This window comes from Saccharopolyspora flava, assembly GCF_900116135.1.
Classification (GTDB): Bacteria; Actinomycetota; Actinomycetes; order Mycobacteriales; family Pseudonocardiaceae; genus Saccharopolyspora; species Saccharopolyspora flava.
In genome coordinates this window covers 536256-555267 of sequence record NZ_FOZX01000001.1, presented here as the reverse complement: position 1 = coordinate 555267, position 19012 = coordinate 536256, and the positions used below count along the sequence as shown (strand labels likewise).

At 71.3% G+C, this 19012-nt stretch carries 21 protein-coding genes; 14 read left to right on the top strand and 7 right to left on the bottom strand.

Features of this window, described 5'->3' with window-relative positions; translation table 11 throughout:
- Positions 1-208: 208 nt before the first annotated feature.
- The 5 genes from BM424_RS29315 (at position 209) to whiG (ending at position 5390) form a co-directional block, all read left to right on the top strand.
- Positions 209-610, top strand: coding sequence for a YraN family protein (locus BM424_RS29315; RefSeq protein ID WP_281248668.1), 402 nt, complete (start codon positions 209-211; stop codon positions 608-610).
- Positions 611-2122, top strand: a complete 1512-nt coding sequence (locus tag BM424_RS02500) for a YifB family Mg chelatase-like AAA ATPase (protein WP_093413370.1) — start codon at positions 611-613, stop codon at positions 2120-2122.
- Positions 2122-3282, top strand: a complete 1161-nt coding sequence (dprA, locus tag BM424_RS02495; protein ID WP_093413369.1) for a DNA-processing protein DprA — start codon at positions 2122-2124, stop codon at positions 3280-3282. The genes BM424_RS02500 and dprA overlap by 1 nt, the downstream gene beginning before the upstream one ends.
- Positions 3283-3493: 211 nt before the next feature.
- Positions 3494-4465 carry a tyrosine recombinase XerC gene (locus BM424_RS02490; protein ID WP_093413367.1) on the top strand — a complete coding sequence of 324 codons (972 nt, stop codon included), beginning with the start codon at positions 3494-3496 and terminating at the stop codon, positions 4463-4465.
- A complete protein-coding gene (gene whiG, locus BM424_RS02485; protein ID WP_093413366.1) occupies positions 4440-5390 on the top strand; it encodes an RNA polymerase sigma factor WhiG in 951 nt (316 codons plus the stop codon). Before BM424_RS02490 ends, whiG begins: the two co-directional genes overlap by 26 nt.
- 17 nt (positions 5391-5407) lie before the next feature.
- Here the strand turns inward: whiG and BM424_RS02480 are convergent, their stop codons facing one another.
- Positions 5408-5923, bottom strand: coding sequence for a M23 family metallopeptidase (locus BM424_RS02480; RefSeq protein WP_093413364.1), 516 nt, complete (start codon positions 5921-5923; stop codon positions 5408-5410).
- A gap of 370 nt (positions 5924-6293) precedes the next feature.
- On the opposite strand from BM424_RS02480, the gene rpsB reads away from it, so the two are divergent.
- The 6 genes from rpsB to BM424_RS02450 all read left to right on the top strand — a co-directional run bounded on the left by rpsB (position 6294) and on the right by BM424_RS02450 (position 11442).
- Positions 6294-7121, top strand: a complete 828-nt coding sequence (rpsB, locus tag BM424_RS02475) for a 30S ribosomal protein S2 (protein WP_093413363.1) — start codon at positions 6294-6296, stop codon at positions 7119-7121.
- A 222-nt stretch (positions 7122-7343) separates the two neighbouring features.
- Entirely contained in the window at positions 7344-8159 is an 816-nt protein-coding gene (gene tsf / locus BM424_RS02470; RefSeq protein ID WP_093413361.1) for a translation elongation factor Ts, read from the top strand.
- A 258-nt stretch (positions 8160-8417) separates the two neighbouring features.
- Positions 8418-9167 (top strand): UMP kinase, encoded by a 750-nt coding sequence (pyrH, locus tag BM424_RS02465; RefSeq protein ID WP_093413360.1) that lies wholly within the window; start codon positions 8418-8420, stop codon positions 9165-9167.
- Between the two features lie 101 nt (positions 9168-9268).
- Positions 9269-9826, top strand: coding sequence for a ribosome recycling factor (gene frr / locus BM424_RS02460; RefSeq protein ID WP_093413358.1), 558 nt, complete (start codon positions 9269-9271; stop codon positions 9824-9826).
- Positions 9827-9862: 36 nt separating this feature from the next.
- Positions 9863-10711, top strand: a complete 849-nt coding sequence (locus BM424_RS02455; protein ID WP_093413357.1) for a phosphatidate cytidylyltransferase — start codon at positions 9863-9865, stop codon at positions 10709-10711.
- On the top strand, positions 10711-11442 hold the full coding sequence (locus tag BM424_RS02450; protein ID WP_093413355.1) for a class I SAM-dependent methyltransferase: 732 nt from the start codon (positions 10711-10713) through the stop codon (positions 11440-11442). Before BM424_RS02455 ends, BM424_RS02450 begins: the two co-directional genes overlap by 1 nt.
- Before the next feature lie 208 nt (positions 11443-11650).
- Here BM424_RS02450 and BM424_RS02445 read toward each other — a convergent pair whose 3' ends face one another.
- On the bottom strand, positions 11651-12106 hold the full coding sequence (locus tag BM424_RS02445; RefSeq protein WP_093413354.1) for a carboxymuconolactone decarboxylase family protein: 456 nt from the start codon (positions 12104-12106) through the stop codon (positions 11651-11653).
- 75 nt (positions 12107-12181) lie between these two features.
- On the opposite strand from BM424_RS02445, the gene BM424_RS02440 reads away from it, so the two are divergent.
- A complete protein-coding gene (locus BM424_RS02440; protein WP_093413352.1) occupies positions 12182-13066 on the top strand; it encodes a sigma-70 family RNA polymerase sigma factor in 885 nt (294 codons plus the stop codon).
- 1 nt (position 13067) lies between these two features.
- Here BM424_RS02440 and BM424_RS02435 read toward each other — a convergent pair whose 3' ends face one another.
- Positions 13068-13829 (bottom strand): VOC family protein, encoded by a 762-nt coding sequence (locus BM424_RS02435; RefSeq protein ID WP_093414579.1) that lies wholly within the window; start codon positions 13827-13829, stop codon positions 13068-13070.
- Between the two features lie 158 nt (positions 13830-13987).
- On the opposite strand from BM424_RS02435, the gene BM424_RS02430 reads away from it, so the two are divergent.
- Positions 13988-14461, top strand: coding sequence for a hypothetical protein (locus BM424_RS02430; RefSeq protein WP_093413351.1), 474 nt, complete (start codon positions 13988-13990; stop codon positions 14459-14461).
- Here the strand turns inward: BM424_RS02430 and BM424_RS02425 are convergent.
- The 4 genes from BM424_RS02425 to BM424_RS02410 are packed head-to-tail and all read right to left on the bottom strand — an operon-like array spanning position 14445 to position 17668.
- Positions 14445-15131 carry a metal-dependent transcriptional regulator gene (locus tag BM424_RS02425; RefSeq protein WP_093413349.1) on the bottom strand — a complete coding sequence of 229 codons (687 nt, stop codon included), beginning with the start codon at positions 15129-15131 and terminating at the stop codon, positions 14445-14447. The genes BM424_RS02430 and BM424_RS02425 overlap by 17 nt on opposite strands.
- A gap of 4 nt (positions 15132-15135) precedes the next feature.
- Positions 15136-16023 carry a metal ABC transporter permease gene (locus tag BM424_RS02420; RefSeq protein ID WP_093413348.1) on the bottom strand — a complete coding sequence of 296 codons (888 nt, stop codon included), beginning with the start codon at positions 16021-16023 and terminating at the stop codon, positions 15136-15138.
- Positions 16020-16745, bottom strand: coding sequence for a metal ABC transporter ATP-binding protein (locus tag BM424_RS02415; protein WP_093413346.1), 726 nt, complete (start codon positions 16743-16745; stop codon positions 16020-16022). Before BM424_RS02415 ends, BM424_RS02420 begins: the two co-directional genes overlap by 4 nt.
- Positions 16742-17668, bottom strand: coding sequence for a metal ABC transporter substrate-binding protein (locus BM424_RS02410; protein WP_245775558.1), 927 nt, complete (start codon positions 17666-17668; stop codon positions 16742-16744). The genes BM424_RS02415 and BM424_RS02410 overlap by 4 nt, the downstream gene beginning before the upstream one ends.
- 99 nt (positions 17669-17767) lie before the next feature.
- Between BM424_RS02410 and rlmN the strand changes: the two genes are divergently transcribed.
- On the top strand, positions 17768-18880 hold the full coding sequence (gene rlmN, locus BM424_RS02405) for a dual-specificity RNA methyltransferase RlmN (protein ID WP_093413345.1): 1113 nt from the start codon (positions 17768-17770) through the stop codon (positions 18878-18880).
- The last annotated feature ends 132 nt before the right edge of the window (positions 18881-19012 follow it).

Genomic DNA, 19012 nt, shown 5'->3' with positions numbered 1-19012 from the left:
CGAGTACCCGGATACACGAAATCCACCACACGTAGGTGTGAGTGTTGTTTGTCCACAGCAGACGAATTCATCCACAGATTCGGAAATCTGCTTGGCATTTCGATGCGCGATGGGCAGCGTGGTGTTCATCCCGTTTCCGGAATCGTTGGTGCCGAAGCCCTTTCGCCCGCCGGATCGGGAGTCGTGTCGAATTCCGGGGGAGGTTCTCGTGCGCACGGACAAGATCACCGCACCGCTGTCCGATCACCTGGTGGGCGGGCGCAGGCACGAGCTGGGCAGGGTCGCCGAGCGGATGGCCGCCGAGCTGCTGGAGAGCGCCGGGCTGACCGTGCTCGACCGCAACTGGCGCTGTCCGCGAGGCGAGCTCGACATCGTCGCCACCGACGGCGACCTGGTGGTGTTCTGCGAGGTCAAAGCCCGGTCGGGGGTGGACTACGGCGGTCCGCTGGGCGCGATCGGGCCGGACAAGGTCGCCCGCGTCCGCACCGTGGCGCGGGCCTGGCTGGCCGAGCGCGACCTGGTCGGGTGCCGGGTGCGCTTCGACGTCGTGTCGGTGCTGTGGCCACCGGGCGAACCCGCGCGCGTCGAGCACCTCGAGGGGGTGTTCTGAGTGGCGCTGCGCAAAACGTGGGCGATCGCGCTGTTCGGGGTCGACGGCGTGCTGGTGGAGATCGAGGCCGACGTGCGCGCGGGCCTGCCCTCGGTGCAGCTCATCGGGCTGCCGGACAGCGCGTTGAAGGAGGCCAAGAACCGGGTCGCGGCCGCGATCCAGAACTGCCGGGAGGACTGGCCGGTGGACCGGGTCATCACGCTGGCGCTGTCCCCGGCCGCGCTGCCCAAGGGCGGCACGACCTACGACCTGGCGCTGGCCTGCGCGGTGCTGGCGGCCAGCGAGCAGGTCCCGGCGCACCGGCTCAAGGGCACGGTCCTGTTCGGGGAGCTCGCGCTGGACGGCCGGTTGCGCCGGGTGCCCGGGCTGCTGCCCGCGCTGCTGGCGGCGCGGCGCAACGGCGTGCGGCGCGCGGTGGTGCCGGTCGAGGGCCTGGCCGAGGCGCACCTGGTCGACGGCATCGAGATCCTCGGCGCCGACCACCTGCGGGAGGTGATCGCCTGGCTGCGCGAGCTCGTCGATCTGCGCGAGGACGCCCCGCCGGCGGCCGAGCCCCGGGCCGAGGAGGTGCCGGACCTGGCCGACGTGCTCGGCCAGCCGGAGGCGCGGTGGGCGCTGGAGGTCGCCGCCGCCGGCGGGCACCACCTGCTCATGGTGGGGCCACCGGGGACCGGCAAGACGATGCTGGCCAAGCGGTTGTGCGGGTTGCTGCCGGAGCTGACCCGGTCGGAGTCGCTGGAGGTCACGGCCCTGCGGTCGCTGAGCGAGGAGTCCACCGAGTTCCTGGTGCGCAGACCGCCGTTCGTGGCCCCGCACCCGTCGCTGTCGATCCCGGCGCTGATCGGCGGCGGCACCGGCCTGGCCCGCCCGGGCGCGGTCAGCCGCGCGCACCGCGGGATCCTCCTGCTCGACGAGGCGTGCGAACTGGGGCCGAAGCGGCTGGAGGCGCTGCGGACGGCGCTGGAGGAGGGCGAGATCAGGCTGGCCCGCCGCGACGGGACCTTGCGGTACCCGGCGCGGTTCCAGCTGGTGCTGGCCACCAACCCGTGCCCGTGCGCGCCCGCTCGGGAGCTGGACTGCCAGTGCGCTCCGCAGCAGCGGCGGCGCTACCTGGGCAAGCTGTCCGGCCCGCTGCTGGATCGGGTGGACCTGCGGGTGCGCACCCGGCCGATCTCGGCGATGAGCACCGCGGTCGGTGCCGAACCGGAGAGCACGGCGGTGGTCCGCGAGCGGGTCGAGCGGGCGCGGGAGGTGGCGCGCGAGCGGTGGTCCGAGCACGGCTGGCAGACCAACACCGAGGTGCCGGGGCCGGTGCTGCGCAAGGAGTTCGCGCTGCCGGAGGAGACCACGGCGCTGCTGGAGCGCGGTCTGGAGGCGGGGGCGATCACGGCGCGCGGAGCCGACCGCTGCCTGCGGGTGGCCTGGACGCTGGCCGACCTGGACGGCAGTCCGTGGCCCGCGGCCGACCACGTCGCCGCCGCGCTGGAGTTCCGGGACAGGAGGGCGGCCTGATGGGCAGGTGGGCGTCGCTGGGGGAGAAGACTCGGCAGGAGCTGCTGCACGCGAGGGCGTTCCTGTCGGCGGTGGCCGAGCCACCGGCGCAGGCGTTGGCCGGGTTCGTCGCCGAGCGCGGTGCGCGCGGTGCGGTGGACGCGATCCTGCGCGAGCGGGCTCCCGCGCCGGTGCTGGCGGAGGTGGAGTCGCGGTGCGGCGAGCTCTCCGGCGAGCGACTGCTGCGGGCCGGGGAGGCGGCCGGGCTGCGGCTGCTCGTCCCGGAAGCCCCGGGCTGGCCGCGGGAGGCCTTCGCCGAGCTCGCCGGGGCGCGCGAGGTGGACCTGCCGGACATGGCCGAGCCGCTGGCGCTGTGGGTGCGGGGCCGGTTCGAGCCGGGCGAGCTCGCCGAGAAAGCGGTGGCGGTGGTGGGTGCTCGCGCCGCGTCCGGCTACGGCGAGCACGTGGCCGCCGAGTTCGGGCACGGGCTGGCGCGGTCGGGGTTCGCGGTGGTCTCCGGCGCGGCCTACGGCATCGACGGGGCGGCGCACCGGGGTGCGCTGTCGGCGGGCGGCCGCACGGTCGCGTTCCTGGCCTGCGGCGCGGACCTGGACTACCCGGCCGGGCACGGCAGGCTGCTGCGCGCGATTGCCGACCAGGGCGCGGTGGTCAGCGAGTACCCGCCGGGGACGCCGCCGCGCAAGCACCGGTTCCTGGTGCGCAACCGGCTGATCGCCGCGATGGGGCAGGCCACCGTGGTGGTCGAGGCGGGGGCGCGCAGCGGCGCGGCCAACACGGCCAACACCGCGGACCTGCTGGGCCGGCCGCTGCTGGCGGTGCCGGGGCCGGTGACCTCCCAGAACTCGGTGGGATGCCACGGCATGGTGCGGTCCGGGCAGGCGGTGCTGGTCACCCGCACCGAGGACATCGTGGAGCTGCTCAGCCCGTTGGAGGTGCGGCCGTGCGAGGAGCGGGAGGGGAGCGCCCGCGCCACCGACCGGCTGCACCCGGAGGCGCGGCGGGTGCACGACGCGCTGACCGGAGTGGACTCGGCGAGCGATGAGGAACTGGCCCGTGACTGCGGGCTGCGGCTCGGGAGGGTGCGCGCGCTGCTGCCCGAATTGGAACTCGACGGCTTCGTGAAGCGAACGGAAAGCGGGTGGACTGCGACGAAGAGGTGAAGAGAAAGATGTGTGAAAGATCAGTGAAAGGGATTCCGGAGAATGAAAGGGGAAACCGACTCCGATCAGCGAGTTCCAGCATGGACGGTCGCCGTGTCCAGGGTCTTTCGTGACAACATGTAATGGCATCATCTCGCAACGTGACTTCGGAAACAGCGGAATTCGCGTGGCGATGCTTGACCGGAGAATCGATTGCGACGAGCGTCGAGGCATGACCGCTGGACGCCCACGAGCCGGCCGGCCCGACCTCGGCGAGGTCCGGGCCGGGTTACCCGAAGAGCTGGGCTCCGCCGTGGACTCCTTCGAACGGCACCTCGCGGCCGAGCGCGGCCTGTCCGTCCACACGGTGCGCGGGTACGTGGCCGACGTGGTGTCGCTGCTGTCGCGGGTCGCCGAGGTCGCGGGCGATGCGGGCCTGCGCGGCCTGGACCTGTCGGTCCTGCGGGAGTGGTTGTCCGCGCAGCACAGCGCCGGTGTCAGCAGATCGACCCTGGCCCGCAGGACGGCCTCGGCGAGGGCCTTCACGGCCTGGGCGTTCAAGGCCGGGCTGCTGCCCGCCGACCCGGGGCCGCGGCTGGCCGTCCCGTCGCGTCCGCGCAGGTTGCCGCCGGTGCTGCGGGCCGATCAGGCGGGCGAGGCGATGAGCGCCTCGGCGTCCGGGGCCGAGCAGGGCGATCCCGTCGCTCTCCGTGATCACGCGGTCGTGGAGGTGCTGTACGCCACCGGTGTTCGCGTCGCCGAGCTGTGCGGGTTGGACATCGGTGATGTGGATCGCGAACGCCGGGTCTTGCGCGTGATCGGTAAAGGCGACAAGGAGCGGGTTGTGCCGTTCGGCCTACCCGCCGATGCGGCACTCGATCGATGGCTCCACAGCGGACGGCCTAAACTGCTGCGGGAGTCGTCGAACACCGCGTTGTTCCTGGGAGTCCGGGGTGGACGGCTCGATCCCAGGGCAGTGCGGCGGACCGTGCACGACGCGGTCGGCGCGGTCGGTGGCGCGCCGGATCTCGGGCCGCACGGACTTCGGCACTCGGCTGCGACCCATTTGTTGGAAGGTGGCGCAGACCTCCGTAGCGTTCAGGAGTTGCTTGGTCACGCTACGCTCGCAACGACCCAGCTTTACACCCACGTGACCGTTGAACGGCTGAAGGCGATCCATGACCGAACCCACCCCCGTTCCTGACCATGCCGGGGGCGGCGCCGACACGGTGGCCGCGAGCGCGAACTCGGCACCGGTGAACGCCCGCGACCGCGGCGGCGCGGCCAACGGCCACCGCCCCAAGCTGCCCGGAGCGCTGTCGCTGGCCACCGTCGAGTCGGCGTGGGAGGCCGGCGGACAGCGCAGCGGCGACGAGGTCGAAGCGGGCATCGTCGCGCTGTGGCAGGCGTTCGGGGAACGGCCGACCCAGGAGCTGCGCGACCGGCTGGTGCTGCACTACGCGCCGCTGGTCAAGTACGTCGCCGGGCGCGTGGGCACCGGTCTGCCGTCGCACGTGGAGGTCTCGGACCTGATCCAGTCCGGGATATTCGGCCTGGTCGACGCGATCGAGAAGTTCGAGCCGGAGCGCGGGCTGAAGTTCGAGACCTACGCGATGCAGCGCATCCGCGGCGCGATCCTCGACGACCTGCGCGCCCAGGACTGGGTGCCGCGCTCGGTGCGCAGCCGCGCCCGCGACGTGGAGCGCGCGCTGGAACGCCTTGAGGCGAAGCTGCAGCGCACCGCCACCGACGCGGAGCTGGCCGAGGAGCTGGAGCTGTCCGTCGAGGAGCTGCGCGAGCTGTTCGCCCAGCTGCAGATGACCAGCGTCGTCGCGCTCGACGACCTGATCGGCGCCGGGCACGCGCAGTCCTCGCTGGCCGAGACGCTGCCCGACGACCGGGCCGAGGACCCGGTGGCCGCGCTCGTCGACCGCGACAGCCGCCGCCAGCTCGCCGAGGCCGTCGAGCGGCTCAGCGAGCGCGACCGGGTCGTGGTCACCCTCTACTACTTCGAGAACCTGACCCTCGCCGAGATCGGCCGGGTGCTGGGCGTGACCGAGTCGCGGGTCTGCCAGCTGCACACCCGCGCCGTGCTGCGCCTGCGCACCAAGCTCACCGAGCAGACCTGATCACCGAGCGGGCCTGATCACCAGGGCAGCAACCGCACCCGCGATCCCGCGACGAGCTCGAGCGGATCCCGGTACCGATCGCCCTCCCGCGCACCCCAGTGCAGGCAGGCCGGTGCCGCGCAACCGGGATGTCCCGCTGCGAGGTGGCCGATCACCTGCCCCCGCGCGACCCGGTCGCCGGAGGCCACGGTCGGCGTGATCGGCTCGTAGCTGGTGCGCAGTCCCGAGGCGTGCTCGAGAGAGACCACGCCGCGATCCACCAGCCACCCGGCGTGCACCACGACGCCGTCGGCGGCGGCCAGCACCGGCTGCCCCGGTGCCCCGGCCAGGTCGACCCCGCGGTGACCGGGCCCGAACGCCGAGCCCGGTTCGTCGAACGGGCGGAGCACCTCCGGCGGTTCGAGCGGCCACCCGAGCGACGCCGTCGCCGGGGACGCGAGCGGTTCCGGACGCGCGGGCCGGGCGGTGGCGACGGCCAGCCCGGCGGAGCAGGCGAGGGCGGCGCCGAGCAGGATCGCGATCAGGATGCGCATGCCTCCAACCTGACCCGCGGGCGTCCGCGATGACCAGGTCCGACGGCGAATCTGTGGACAAACCGGGCGGCTGTGGACAACTGCCGGTGCGCGATCGGGCGGTGGGTTGCGCGTCCAGTACACTGTTCACGCGGTTTCGTGTGCGCACGGACCGACTACGCGTGCCCGCGCGTACGTCGCCGCGCAGGACGTCCGGATCGTTCCGGATTCCCTGCCGGCAGGCCAACCGGGTCCCTCGTGGTCCCGCCCTCCGCAGGGCGGGTGGGGGAGCCGGGCCGGGCACCAGGGCGGCGGGCCACCCGGCTCGTCGCGGCAACCCAACGCGCGCTCCCCGGTGGGGCGCGCCCGACTCAAGAGGTGAACACAGGCCATGGCCGTCGTCACCATGAAGCAGCTGCTCGACAGCGGCGTGCACTTCGGGCACCAGACCCGTCGCTGGAACCCGAAGATGAAGCGCTACATCTTCACCGAGCGCAACGGCATCTACATCATCGACCTGCAGCAGACGCTGACCTACATCGATGGTGCGTTCGACTTCATCAAGCAGACCGTCGCCCACGGCGGCACGATCCTGTTCGTCGGCACCAAGAAGCAGGCGCAGGAAGCGATCGCCGAGCAGGCCCAGCGGGTCGGCATGCCGTTCGTCAACCAGCGCTGGCTGGGCGGCATGCTGACGAACTTCCAGACCGTCCACCGCCGTCTGCAGCGTCTCAAGGAACTCGAGACGATGGAGCAGACCGGTGGCTTCGAGGGTCGCACCAAGAAGGAGATCTTGATGCTGACCCGCGAGAAGGACAAGCTGGAGAAGACCCTCGGCGGTATCCGCGACATGTCCAAGGTGCCCAGCGCCGTGTGGATCGTGGACACCAAGAAGGAGCACATCGCCGTCGGCGAGGCTCGCAAGCTGGGTATCCCGGTCGTCGCGATCCTGGACACCAACTGCGACCCCGACGAGGTCGACTACCCGATCCCGGGCAACGACGACGCGATCCGCTCCGCCGCGCTGCTGACCCGCGTGGTCGCCGACGGTGTCGCCGAGGGCCTGATGGCGCGCTCCGGCCGCAACAACGGCGCCCCCGCCGAGAGCGGCGAGGAGAAGCCGGCCGGTGGCGAGCCGCTGGCCGAGTGGGAGAAGGAGCTCCTGGCCGGTTCCGGCCAGGCTGCCGAGGGCGGCGAGCAGCAGCCCGCGCAGTCCTGATCATCCGCGCTGCGCACCCGCTGATCGCTGCGGGTGCGCAGCGCGATCAGGCTGCTCACCAGGTGCCACGGCTGCCGGCAACGCCGGCCGCCGGGCGCACCGGGAACAGACCGACGCCGGGCCGAGAGCACGGCCGCTGAACGCGGCGCATCGCGCGGTGTCGGGTCCGAAATTTCGGGAAGATCTTCCAAATTCCGTATCAACAGGGACGGACTACGCACGATGGCGAACTTCAGTGCGGCCGACGTCAAGCGTCTTCGCGAGCTGACCGGCGCCGGCATGATGGACTGCAAGAAGGCTCTTGAGCAGAACGACGGCGACTTCGACAAGGCCGTCGAGAGCCTGCGCATCAAGGGTGCCAAGGACGTGGGCAAGCGCGCCGAGCGCGCCACCGCCGAGGGCCTCGTCGCCGCTGAGGGCGGCGTCCTGATCGAGATCAACAGCGAGACGGACTTCGTCGCCAAGAACGACGAGTTCATCGAGCTGGCCAACAAGGTCGTCGCCGCCGCGGCCGCCGCGGGCGCGACCGACGTCGACTCGGCGCTGGCCGCCAAGCTGGACGACAAGACCGTCGCCGACGCCATCCAGGAGCTCTCCGCCAAGATCGGCGAGAAGCTGGAGCTGCGCCGGGTCAAGAAGTTCGACGGTCAGGTGAGCACCTACCTGCACCGCCGCTCCGCGGACCTGCCCCCGGCGGTCGGCGTGCTGGTCGAGTACACCGGTGACGACGCGGACGCCGCTCGCGGCGCCGCGATGCAGGTCGCCGCGCTCAAGCCCACCTACCTCTCCCGCGACGAGGTCCCCGAGGACATCCAGGCCAACGAGCGCCGGATCGCCGAGGAGACCGCCAAGGCGGAGGGCAAGCCGGAGAAGGCCCTGCCGAAGATCATCGAGGGTCGCCTCAACGGCTTCTTCAAGGAGAACTGCCTGCTGGACCAGCCGTCCGTGCAGGACAACAAGAAAACCGTCAAGGCTCTGCTGGACGAGGCCGGCGTGACCGTGACCGGATTCGTCCGGTTCGAGGTCGGCCAGGCCTGATCCAGGCCGCGGCGGAGGCCGGCCGCGCCCGGTGACGGGCCGGCCGGCTCACCCGGCCCCGGCGGCCGTCCACGACGGCACCGCGCCCCGCCTTCGCCCGGAGGCGGGGCGTTTTTGCAAGAACGGGCGCATTCGGCATGGCGGTCCCGCCCAGGCGGGGCCGCGACGGGTATCGGTCGCTCACGAGGCGGGTATCCGGTTCACGACCCGCACAACACCTGATGACGTGCATGATCAAGACCTCGCGGGAGGATTCAAGTGACCGACGACGGCCCGGCTAAGCGTGGTTACGGTCGCGTGCTGCTCAAGCTCGGCGGCGAGATGTTCGGCGGCGGCAGCGTCGGAATCGATCCCGAGGTGGTCGCCACCGTGGCCCGGCAGATCGGCGAGATCGTCGCCGACGGGGTCGAGGTGGCCATCGTGATCGGTGGCGGGAACTTCTTCCGCGGCGCCGAGCTGCAGCAGCGCGGCATGGACCGCGCGCGCGGCGACTACATGGCGATGCTGGGCACCGTCATGAACTGCCTGGCGCTGCAGGACTTCCTGGAGCGCGAGCACGGCATCGACACCCGGGTGATGACCGCGATCACCATGGGCCAGGTCGCCGAGCCCTACATCCCGCGACGCGCGATGCGGCACATGGAGAAGGGCCGCGTCGTCATCTTCGGCGCCGGCACCGGCATGCCGTACTTCTCCACCGACACCACCGCCGCGCAGCGGGCGCTGGAGATCGGCTGCGACGTGGTGCTGATGGCCAAGGCCGTCGACGGCGTCTACACCGCCGACCCCAAGACCACCCCGGACGCGAAGCTGTTCGAGCACATCACCCACCGCGAGGTGCTCGAGAAGGGGCTGAAGGTCGCCGACGCGACGGCGTTCAGCCTGTGCATGGACAACCACATGCCGATCCTGGTCTTCAACCTCCTGGAGGAAGGCAACATCGCCCGCGCGGTCGGCGGTGAGAAGATCGGCACGCTGGTCAGCACCCCGGGCGCCGAGAAGCTGTGACGGTGCTGGATCCTGATCTGGTCGCGGGGCCGCCGGTTCGGCGAACCCGGCGACACGCCACACTTGCAAAGTCCACTGGTCGGCAGACTTAAGGAGCAGCCGTGATCGACGAAGCTCTTCTCGAAGGCGAGGAGAAGATGCAAAAGGCTGTGGAGGTGGCCAAGGACGAGCTGGCCTCCGTCCGCACCGGTCGCGCGAACCCCGCGATGTTCTCCAGCATCGTCGTCGACTACTACGGATCGCCGACGCCGCTGAACCAGCTCGCGAGCGTGTCCGTCCCGGAGGCGCGGCTGGTCGTCATCAAGCCCTACGACGGCAGCCAGATCCAGGCGATGGAGAAGGCGATCCGCGACTCCGACCTCGGGGTCAACCCGTCCAACGACGGACAGCTCATCCGCGTGGCGATCCCGCAGATGACCGAGGAGCGTCGCAAGGAGATGGTCAAGCTCGCCAAGGCCAAGGGCGAGGAAGGCCGGGTCACCATCCGCGGCATCCGCCGCAAGGTCAAGGAAGAGATCGAGCGCATCGTTAAGGACGGCGAAGCCGGCGAGGACGAGGGCTCGCGTGCGGAGAAGGAACTCGACAACCTGACCCACCGCTACACCGGTCAGGTCGACGAGCTGCTCAAGCACAAGGAAGCGGAACTCCTCGAGGTCTGAGTGGTGACGCCCGGCCAGTGTGCAGACGAGTCCGGAATGTCGGCCGACGACATTCCGGACCCGCCTTCGCGTCCATCCCGGGCCGGTCGTGACCTCCGCGCCGCCATCGGCGTCGGGGTCGTGCTCGGGGCGGCCGTCATCCTCTCGTTGCTGATGGTCCGGTTCGTGTTCATCGGCATCGCCGCAGCGGCCGCTCTGGTCTCGACGATCGAGCTGGCCCAGGCCGTGCGACGCGCGGCGGGCATCCGCGTCTCGCTGGTCCCGGTCCTGATCGGCGGGCAGGCCATGATGTGGCTGTCCTGGCCGTTCGGGCTGCGCGGAATCCTGATCTCGTTCGCGATCACCGTGCTGGGCTGCCTGGTGTGGCGCTTCCGCGACGGCGTCGAGGGCTACCTGCGCGACGTCACCGCCTCGGTGTTCACCGCCGCCTACGTGCCGCTGTTCACGGCGTTCGCCGCGATGCTGGTGCGCCCGGAGGACGGTGCGTTCCGGGCCCTGGTGTTCCTGATCTGCGTGGTCGCCTCCGACACCGGCGGGTACGCGGCCGGGGTGCTGTTCGGCAAGCACCCGATGGCGCCGGTGATCAGCCCGAAGAAGTCCTGGGAGGGCTTCGCCGGGTCGATGATCGGCGGCGTGCTGGCCGGTGTGCTGTCGGTGTGGCTGATGCTCGACGGCCAGTGGTGGATGGGTGCGCTGGTCGGCGCGGCGCTGGTGTGCAGCGCGACGATCGGTGACCTGATGGAGTCGGTGATCAAGCGCGATCTGGGCATCAAGGACATGGGCAACCTGCTTCCCGGGCACGGCGGCCTGATGGACCGGATGGACTCGCTGCTGCCGTCGGCCCCGCTGGCGTGGATGATGCTGTTCTGGCTCATCCCGAGCTGATGCGGACCTGGCGCGAGAAGCGGGCACCGGAGGTCACGCCGAGCCCCAACATCTGGAACTGGCCCGAGGTCTACGAGGCGGAGAACCGCGCTCAGGACTCCGCCGGGGCGTTGTGGAAGGCGTTGCGCGCCGAGCGCGACTGGTCCGGACTGGACGTGGTCGACGTCGGCTGCGGCGACGGCTTCCACCTGCCGGTCTTCGCCGCCACCGCGCGCTCGGTGATCGGGGTGGAGCCGCACGAGCCGCTGGCCGAGCGCGCCCGCGCGCGCATGTCCGGCACGCCGGGCGTGGACGTGCGCGTGGCCCCGGCGCAGCGGCTCCCGCTGGCCGACGGCAGCGCGGACCTGCTGCACGCGCGCACGGCGTACTTCTTCGGCCCGGGTTGCGAGCCGGGTCTGGCCGAGGCGGAGCGGGTGCTGCGGCCCGGCGGGACGCTCGCGATCATCGACCTGGACACGGCGTCGCGGCCGTACGGCGAGTGGATGCGCACCGACGCCCCGCAGATCGATCCGGCGGCCATCGAGTCGTTCTTCGCCCGGCACCACTTCACGAGCACGACGGTCTCCACGCTCTGGCGCTTCCACGACCGGGAGACCTTCGAGGCGGTCCTGCGCATCGAGTTCTCCGCCAAGACCGCCGCCCGCGCGATCGCCGAGTCCCCGGGCCGCACCCTCCCGGTCACCTACCGCCTCCGCACTCGCACGAAGCCGTCCGGCCTCCTCACCCCCTGACCCCCGTCGGCCACCCGGCCGCGGTGCCGTGAGCGTCGCGCGGTGGGTTTCCGGTGGGTGCCCTCCCGGGCAGGGGACAGTTTTTCCTCGAATCACCCATGATCAATGTCCGAAATGTCGAGACAGTTTTCACTAAAACTGTCCTCGGCTGAGCCCTCGTCCCCCGAGCGCGAGGCACCCGGGGGACGAGGGCTCAAAGGCGGAGGGGTCAGAAGGTTTGGCCCGCGGGTTGGCGGGTGACCGCGTTGACCCGGTTGAACAGGTTCGAGAGGCCGATCATGAGGGTCAGCGCCGCGATCTGCTCCTCCGAGTAGTGGGCCGTGACGCGCTGCCAGAGGTCGTCGTCGACGGGGTCGCCTCGGTCGGCGACGCGGGTCGTGGCCTCGGCGAGCTCCAGCGCCACCCGCTCGGCTTCGGTGAAGAACGGGGCATCCCGCCACGCCGCCACCGCCCACAACCGGTCGTCGCCGCACCCGAGCTGCTTGAGCTGCTTCGAGCTGTAGTGCGCGCAGAAGCTGCACCCGTTGATCTGGCTCGACCGCAGGTGCACCAGCTCCAGCGTCTCCGCCGGGACGTCGGCGGCGTGGATGGTCTTCATCAACGCCTGGATCGCCTCGAACGCGCCCGGCAGGAGCATCGCCGGGTTGCTCACTCGTGCTTGCATGGGGACCTCCCTGTCACAACAGCCGTGTCCGGCTCGTCCACCCCCATGACGGCCGATGACGAGGGAATGTGACCGATGGACGACAACGAGTTCCTGGCCAGGAAGTTCGAGCAGCACCGCGCGCGGCTGAAAGCGGTGGCGCTGCGGATGCTCGGCAACCACGCCGAAGCCGAGGACGCGGTGCAGGAGGCGTGGCTGCGGGTGGACCGGGCCGGCGCCGACGACGTCGACAACCTCGGCGGCTGGCTGACCACGATCGTCGGCCGGATCTGCCTCGACGTGCTCCGCGCCCGCCGCTCCCACCCGGAACAGCCCGCCGAGGAGCTGCCCGAGCGCTCCGAGGGGCCGACGCCGGAGACCGAGGCGGTGATGGCCGATTCGGTGGGCCTGGCGCTGTTCGTCGTCCTCGACGCCCTCGAACCGGCCGAGCGCCTCGCGTTCGTGCTGCACGACATGTTCGCCGTGCCCTTCGACGACATCGCCGCGATCGTGGGCCGCAGCCCGGCGGCCACCCGCCAGCTCGCCAGCCGGGCCCGCCGCCGGGTCCGCAGCAGCGGCCGGCCCGAACCGGACCTGCTCGCGCAGCGCGAGGTCGTCGACGCCTTCCTGCGCGCGGCCAGGGAGGGCGACTTCGAGGGCCTGCTCCAGGTGCTCGACCCCGACGTGGTGCTGCGCGCAGACGACCGGGCCGTGGAGCTGGCGGCCCGCGCTCGCAAGGCCGGAGCCCCGGACCTCGCCGCCGAGGCGCGCGGTGCGAACTCGGTGGCCGGGGTCTTCCGCGGCGGGGCGAAGCTGGCCCGCCCGGCGCTGATCGCCGACGCGATCGGTGCGGCCTACGCGCCGCGCGGCAAGGCGCACTCGGCGTTCCTGCTGACGATCCGTGACGGCCGGATCACCGAGATCGAGGTGGTCGCCGACCGCGACCACCTCGCCGAACTCGATCCGCTGGTGCTGGAGTAGGTCAGCCGCTGCGCTGGGAGGTGTCGATGAGCGTGAAGGTCGCGCCCACCACGTCCCGCACCACCGCCAGCCTGCCGTGCGGGGAATCGGTGGGCTCGCGCAGCACCTGGCCGCCCAGCGCCTGGACCTTGCCGACCGCCGAGTCGGCGTCGTGATCGGGGTCGACCTGGAAGTACAGCTGCCAGTGCGGTGGAACGCCCTGCGGCAGCGACGCTCTCGCGTCCAGGCGGCCCAGCAGCGGCTGGTCGCCGACGTGCCAGACGGTGTAGTCGAAGTCGCCGCTCGGCTCGCCGATTTGCTGCTGCCGGTATCCCAGCAAACCGGCGTAGAACGGGTCGGCGGCCGCGGCGTCGCGGGTGTGCAGCTCGGCCCAGCACAGCGCGCCCGCCCGGGCCCAGCCGAACGTCGCGTTCTCGGGTGCCTCCCACAGGCCCACGACCGCGCCGCTCGGGTCCTCGGCGACGAGGAACATCTCGTCACCGGGGGTCTCGGTCGGCGGCACGACGACCTTGCCGCCCAGCGCGCGGATCTGCTCGGTCGCGCGCCGCGTTGAACCGCACTCCAGGTACAGCGTCCACGCGGTCGGGACGTCGCCGGATTCCGGTAGCAGCCCGGCCACCGGGACGTCCCCGGCCAGGGCCACCGAGTAGTCGCAGCGCTGCACCCAGCGCCAGCCGAACAGCCCGGTGTAGAACTCGTGCACAGCTTCGGTCTCGTTAGATGCCAGATCGGCCCACCCGGGCGCTCCCAGTGCGATGCCCACGGCGATCACCCCCGCAAACCCTGTCGTTGTAGGCAGCGTCACGTGTGCACCGTCCGCCCGCAATGCGAAGCCCCCGAATGACGCCTTGATAGCGGTCGAACCACGTGATCGACTGGGAGGCGTCGTCTGCACGCACACGGGTCTTCTCAGGAGCGGCCATGTCATTCCGCGCGGCGCAGCCGGTGACCGCGGGTCTGAGCCGGCTCGCTCAACTGGATCGCGGTGAGCGCGCACGCCTCGTGCGCCAGCTGTGCCACCAGTACCCGGTGTTCCGGTCGATGTTCCGGCAGGCGCTGATCGCGCGCGGCGTCGCCTTCGCGTCCGCGGTGGCCTTGGGGGCCTCGGTGATGACCTTGGCGCAGGGCTTCGACATGTGGATCGTGGCGAGCCTGGTCTTCGCGGGCATGGGCGGTTTCTGCTACGTCGCGGTGACGCTGACCAACAGCCGGTTCGACCTGCTCATGGCGGTGCTCGGCGCGCACCGCACCGACGAGCTGCACAGCAGGCTGGTCACCGAGCAGATCTACGCCGAGGAGATCGACCAGGTCGAGCCGGAGGCCCCGGCGCAGCAGGTCGTGCCCTCGCACGCGGTCGGCTCGCGGCTGACGGCCGACCCTAGCTCTGCACGCTGATCGACAGCGCTGCGGCGATCTCGTCGCCTACGAAGTGGGTTTCGGCGTGCTCCGGGTCGCCGACGCGCACCACCAGCGGTCCGCCGAAGGGCTTGCGCTCCACGATCTCGATGCGCGAGCCGAGGGTGAGCCCGTGCTCGGTGAGGTAGCGCAGCAGCTCCGAATCGGTGTCCCACACCCGGGCGATGATGCCGACGGTGCCGGGTTCGATCTGGTCGAGCTGACGGGTGCGCGGGGCGGCGAGCTCGCCGTCGGCGGTGGGGATCGGGTCGCCGTGCGGGTCGGTGGTGGGGTTGCCGAGCTTGGCCGCGATGTGCTCGACGAGCTCGTCGGAGACGGCGTGCTCCAGCGCGTCGGCCTCCCGGTGCACGGCGTCCCAGCTGTAGTCGAGCTCCTCGACGAGGAACAGCTCGATCAGCCGGTGCCTGCGCAGCACGGCGTGCGCGAGCCGCAGCCCCTCCGGGGTGAGCTCGACGCTGCGGTAGCGGACGTGGGTGACCAGGCCCAGCTGATCCAGCTTGTTGATCATCCCGGAGACCGAGGAGGGGCTGAGCCCCAGGCGAGCGGTCAGCGTCGCGTTGGTGACCTGCTCACCCCGTTCGCGGAGACCGTAGATGGCTCGGAGGTAGTCCTCCACCGAAGACGAGGGTCGCTCGGTTTCGCTCGGCATACTTTCACGATACGGGCGAGCCGGTGCCCGCGGTCGCGCGGTCACCGATCGACGCCCGTCGGCGCAGCGCACGGGGGATCACGCCCTGCGTCGGCGCCAGCAGGTAGACCAGCGCGAACAGCGCGGCCTGGCAGAGCACGATCATCCCGCCGGTCGAGGTGTCGATGTGGAAGCTCAGGTAGGTGCCGGTGACCGAGCACAGCACCGACAGGCCGGCGGCCGTGGCCAGCATCTTCGGGAACCGCTTGGTGAGCAGGAACGCGGTCGCGCCCGGCGTGATCAGCATCGCCGTGACCAGCACGACCCCGACGGCCTGCAGCGCGACCACGACGGTCAGCGCCAGCATCGTCAGCAGCAGTGCGCTGACCCGGCGCGGCGAGATGCCGATCGCGTGCGCGTGCGTCGGGTCGAAGGCGTAGAGGGTGAGATCGCGCCGCTTGAGCAAGGCCACCACCAGCACCACCGCGGCGATGATCAGGACCTGCGCGATGTCGAAGTCGGTGACGCCCAGGACGTTGCCGAACAGGATGTGGTTGAGGTCGACCTGGCTCGGAATCCGCGACACCAGCACGAGCCCGAGCGCGAACAGGCCGGTGAACACCACGCCGATCGCCGCGTCGCCCTTGAGCCGCGTGGTGCTGCGCACGCCCGCGATCAACCCGACCGCCAGGCCGCCGAACAGGAACGCGCCGACCGAGAACGGCATCCCCAGCACGTAGGCGAGCACCACGCCGGGCAGCACGGCGTGCGAGACGGCGTCGCCCAGCAGCGACCAGCCGATCAGCGTCACCCAGCAGGACAGCACCGCGCACACCAGCCCGGCGGCGAGGCTGACCAGCAGCGCGCGCTGCATGAACCCGAATTGGAGGGGTTCGAGCAGGAACTCGATCATCGGGCCTCCACGCCGAACGTGCGGGCCAGCGTCTCGGGCGCCAGCACCTCGTCGATCGGGCCGTGGGCGATCACCCGCTGCTGCAGCAGGACCGCCTCGTCGCACAGCTCGGGGACGCTGGCGAGGTCGTGAGTGGAGATGATCACGGTGCGTCCTTCGTCGCGCAGCTCCCGCAGCAGGGCGCTGATCATGGCCTCGGACTTCTTGTCGACCCCGGCGAAGGGCTCGTCGAGGAACAGCAGCCGCGCGTCCTGGGCGATGCCGCGCGCGACGAAGGCCCGCTTGCGCTGGCCGCCGGAGAGCTCCCCGATGGGCCGGTGGGCGAGCTCGCCGAGGCCCACCCGGGTCAGGGCCGCGCGCATCGCGGCCTTGTCGGCGCGGCGGGGGTGCCGGGTGAGGCCGAGGCGGCCGTAGCGGCCCATCAGCACCACGTCGGCGACCGTCACCGGGAACGTCCAGTCCACGGCCTCGGACTGCGGCACGTAGGCGAGCAGCCCCTCCCGCCGCGCCTGCTTGCGGTCCCGGCCCATGATCGAGATGTCGCCGGTGTCCGGCTTGACCAGGCCCATCAGGGACTTGAACAGGGTGGACTTGCCGGAACCGTTCATGCCGAGCAGACCGCAGACGCGTCCCTCGCCGACCTGCACCGACACGTCGTCGAGCGCGAGGACCTCGCCGTAGCGGACGGTGACGTGGCGGGCGCTGATGGCGTTCGGGCTCACGGGGTCCCTCCGCGCAGGCCGGAGACGATGGCGCGCGCGTCGTGGCGCAGCAGGTCCAGGTAGGTCGGCACGGGTCCTCCGGGCTCGGACAGCGAGTCGACGTAGAGCTTCTCGCCCAGCCGTGCCCCGGTCTCGCGCGCGACCTGGCGTTGCGGGCCGTCGTTGACGGTGGACTCGCAGAACACCGTCGGAACCCGGTTGTGCTGCACGAACTCGGCGGTGGTCCGGATCTGCCGCGGGGTGCCCTCGGACTCGCTGTTGACCGGCCACAGGTAGGCCTCGGCGAGCCCGGCGTCGCGGGCGAGGTAGGAGAAGGCCCCCTCGCAGCTGACCAGCGCCCGCTGCTCGGCGGGCAGCGAGGCGAGCTCGTCGTGCAGGTATCGGTCGATCTCGGCGATGCGGGCCAGGTAGGCGTCGGCGTTCGCGCGGAACGTCGCCTCGTGCGCCGGGTCGAGGCGGATGAAGGCGTCCCTGATGTTGGCGACGTAGATCGCGGCCGTGCGCGGCGACATCCAGGCGTGCGGGTTGGCCTTGCCCAGGTACTCGCCGCTGCGGATCGGGAGCGGCTCGACGCCGTCGGTCAGGGTGACGTGCCGGGCCTCGCTGCGCTGCACGAACCGGTCGAACCAGCGCTCCAGGCCGAGCCCGTTGTCGAGCACCACGTCGGCCTTGGCGGCCTTGAGCATGTCGCTGGGGGTGGGCTCGTACTCGTGGATCTCGGCGCCGGGCTTGGTGATGGAGTCGACGACGATCACGTCGCCTGCGACGTTGCGGGCCATGTCGGCGAGCACGGTGAAGGTGGTGACGACGTGCTTGCGGTGGTCGTCGGGGCTGCTCAGACCGGTTCCGCAGGCCGACACCAGCATCGCCAGCACGGCCAGCGCGGCCAGGTTTCGGCGGCTCGCGAGTCCGGGTTTCGCCACGCCGAAAACCCTACCTCGGCGTCCCGGAATGTCCAACGGCGGACGGTGCCCCGGCTGCCCGGAGAGATCGTTCGCTGACGTGGGACACTGTGGGGCGCTATGTCTACGAAATCCCTGCCGCTCGTCTTCGACGCCCCGCGCCGCGGCAAGCCGCCGCGCCACCTCGCCGACCTCTCCGCCGAGGAGCGGAAGGCCGTCGTCGCCGAGCTGGGGGAGAAGCCGTTCCGCGCCAAGCAGCTCGCCAACCACTACTTCGGCCGCCTCAACGCCGACGTCGACTCGATGACCGACATCCCGGCGGGCAGCCGCGAGGCGCTGGGCGCCGCGCTGCTGCCGCAGCTGCTCAGCCCGGTCCGCAACCTCGACACCGACGAGGGCACCACCCGCAAGACGCTGTGGAAGGCGCACGACGGGACGCTGCTGGAGAGCGTCCTGATGCGCTACCCGGATCGCGCGACGGTGTGCATCTCCAGCCAGGCCGGGTGCGGCATGGCCTGCCCGTTCTGCGCGACCGGTCAGGGAGGGTTGCAGCGCAACCTGTCCACCGCCGAGATCGTCGACCAGGTCCGCTCGGCGGCGGCGATGATGCGCGACGGCGAGGTCCCCGGCGGTCCCGGGCGGCTGTCGAACGTCGTGTTCATGGGCATGGGCGAGCCGCTGGCGAACTACCGGCGGGTGATCGACGCGGTGCACCGCATCTGCGACCCGGCGCCCGACGGGCTGGGCCTGTCGCAGCGCTCGGTGACGGTCTCCACGGTCGGCCTGGTCCCGGCGATCCGGAAGATGACGGCCGAGGACCTGCACGTCACCCTCGCGGTCTCGCTGCACACCCCCGACGACGAACTGCGCGACACGCTGGTGCCGGTCAACAACCGCTGGAAGGTCGCCGAGGTCCTGGAGGCCGCCCGCGGCTACGCCGACCACACCGGCCGCCGGGTCTCGATCGAGTACGCGCTGATCCGCGACGTCAACGACCAGCCGTGGCGGGCCGACCTGCTGGGCAAGCTGCTCAAGAAGCACCTCGGCCAGTTCGCGCACGTCAACCTGATCCCGCTGAACCCGACCCCGGGCAGCAAGTGGGACGCCAGCCCCAAGCCGGTCGAGCGCGAGTTCGTCCGCCGGGTCCGCGACGCCGGCGTCTCCTGCACGGTCCGCGACACCCGAGGCCAGGAGATCGCAGCAGCCTGCGGCCAACTCGCAGCCGAGGAATAACCGGCCAACTGCCCACGAACCCAGCGGCCAGGTGCCCACGAACCCAGCGGCCAAGTGTCCACGAACCCAGCGGCCAAGTGTCCACGAACCTAGCGGCCAATTGACCACGAACCTAGCGGCCAGGTGTCCACG

Excerpts from the sequence above, each read along its gene's own strand:
- dprA (WP_093413369.1), top strand. The coding sequence starts at position 2,122 with ATGGGCAGGTGGGCGTCGCTGGGGGAGAAGACTCGGCAGGAGCTGCTG.
- BM424_RS02490 (WP_093413367.1), top strand. The coding sequence starts at position 3,494 with ATGACCGCTGGACGCCCACGAGCCGGCCGGCCCGACCTCGGCGAGGTC.
- whiG (WP_093413366.1), top strand. The coding sequence starts at position 4,440 with ATGACCGAACCCACCCCCGTTCCTGACCATGCCGGGGGCGGCGCCGAC.
- BM424_RS02480 (WP_093413364.1), bottom strand. The coding sequence starts at position 5,923 with ATGCGCATCCTGATCGCGATCCTGCTCGGCGCCGCCCTCGCCTGCTCC.
- rpsB (WP_093413363.1), top strand. The coding sequence starts at position 6,294 with ATGGCCGTCGTCACCATGAAGCAGCTGCTCGACAGCGGCGTGCACTTC.
- tsf (WP_093413361.1), top strand. The coding sequence starts at position 7,344 with ATGGCGAACTTCAGTGCGGCCGACGTCAAGCGTCTTCGCGAGCTGACC.
- BM424_RS02455 (WP_093413357.1), top strand. The coding sequence starts at position 9,863 with ATGTCGGCCGACGACATTCCGGACCCGCCTTCGCGTCCATCCCGGGCC.
- BM424_RS02450 (WP_093413355.1), top strand. The coding sequence starts at position 10,711 with ATGCGGACCTGGCGCGAGAAGCGGGCACCGGAGGTCACGCCGAGCCCC.
- BM424_RS02445 (WP_093413354.1), bottom strand. The coding sequence starts at position 12,106 with ATGCAAGCACGAGTGAGCAACCCGGCGATGCTCCTGCCGGGCGCGTTC.
- BM424_RS02440 (WP_093413352.1), top strand. The coding sequence starts at position 12,182 with ATGGACGACAACGAGTTCCTGGCCAGGAAGTTCGAGCAGCACCGCGCG.
- BM424_RS02430 (WP_093413351.1), top strand. The coding sequence starts at position 13,988 with ATGTCATTCCGCGCGGCGCAGCCGGTGACCGCGGGTCTGAGCCGGCTC.
- BM424_RS02425 (WP_093413349.1), bottom strand. The coding sequence starts at position 15,131 with ATGCCGAGCGAAACCGAGCGACCCTCGTCTTCGGTGGAGGACTACCTC.
- BM424_RS02420 (WP_093413348.1), bottom strand. The coding sequence starts at position 16,023 with ATGATCGAGTTCCTGCTCGAACCCCTCCAATTCGGGTTCATGCAGCGC.
- rlmN (WP_093413345.1), top strand. The coding sequence starts at position 17,768 with ATGTCTACGAAATCCCTGCCGCTCGTCTTCGACGCCCCGCGCCGCGGC.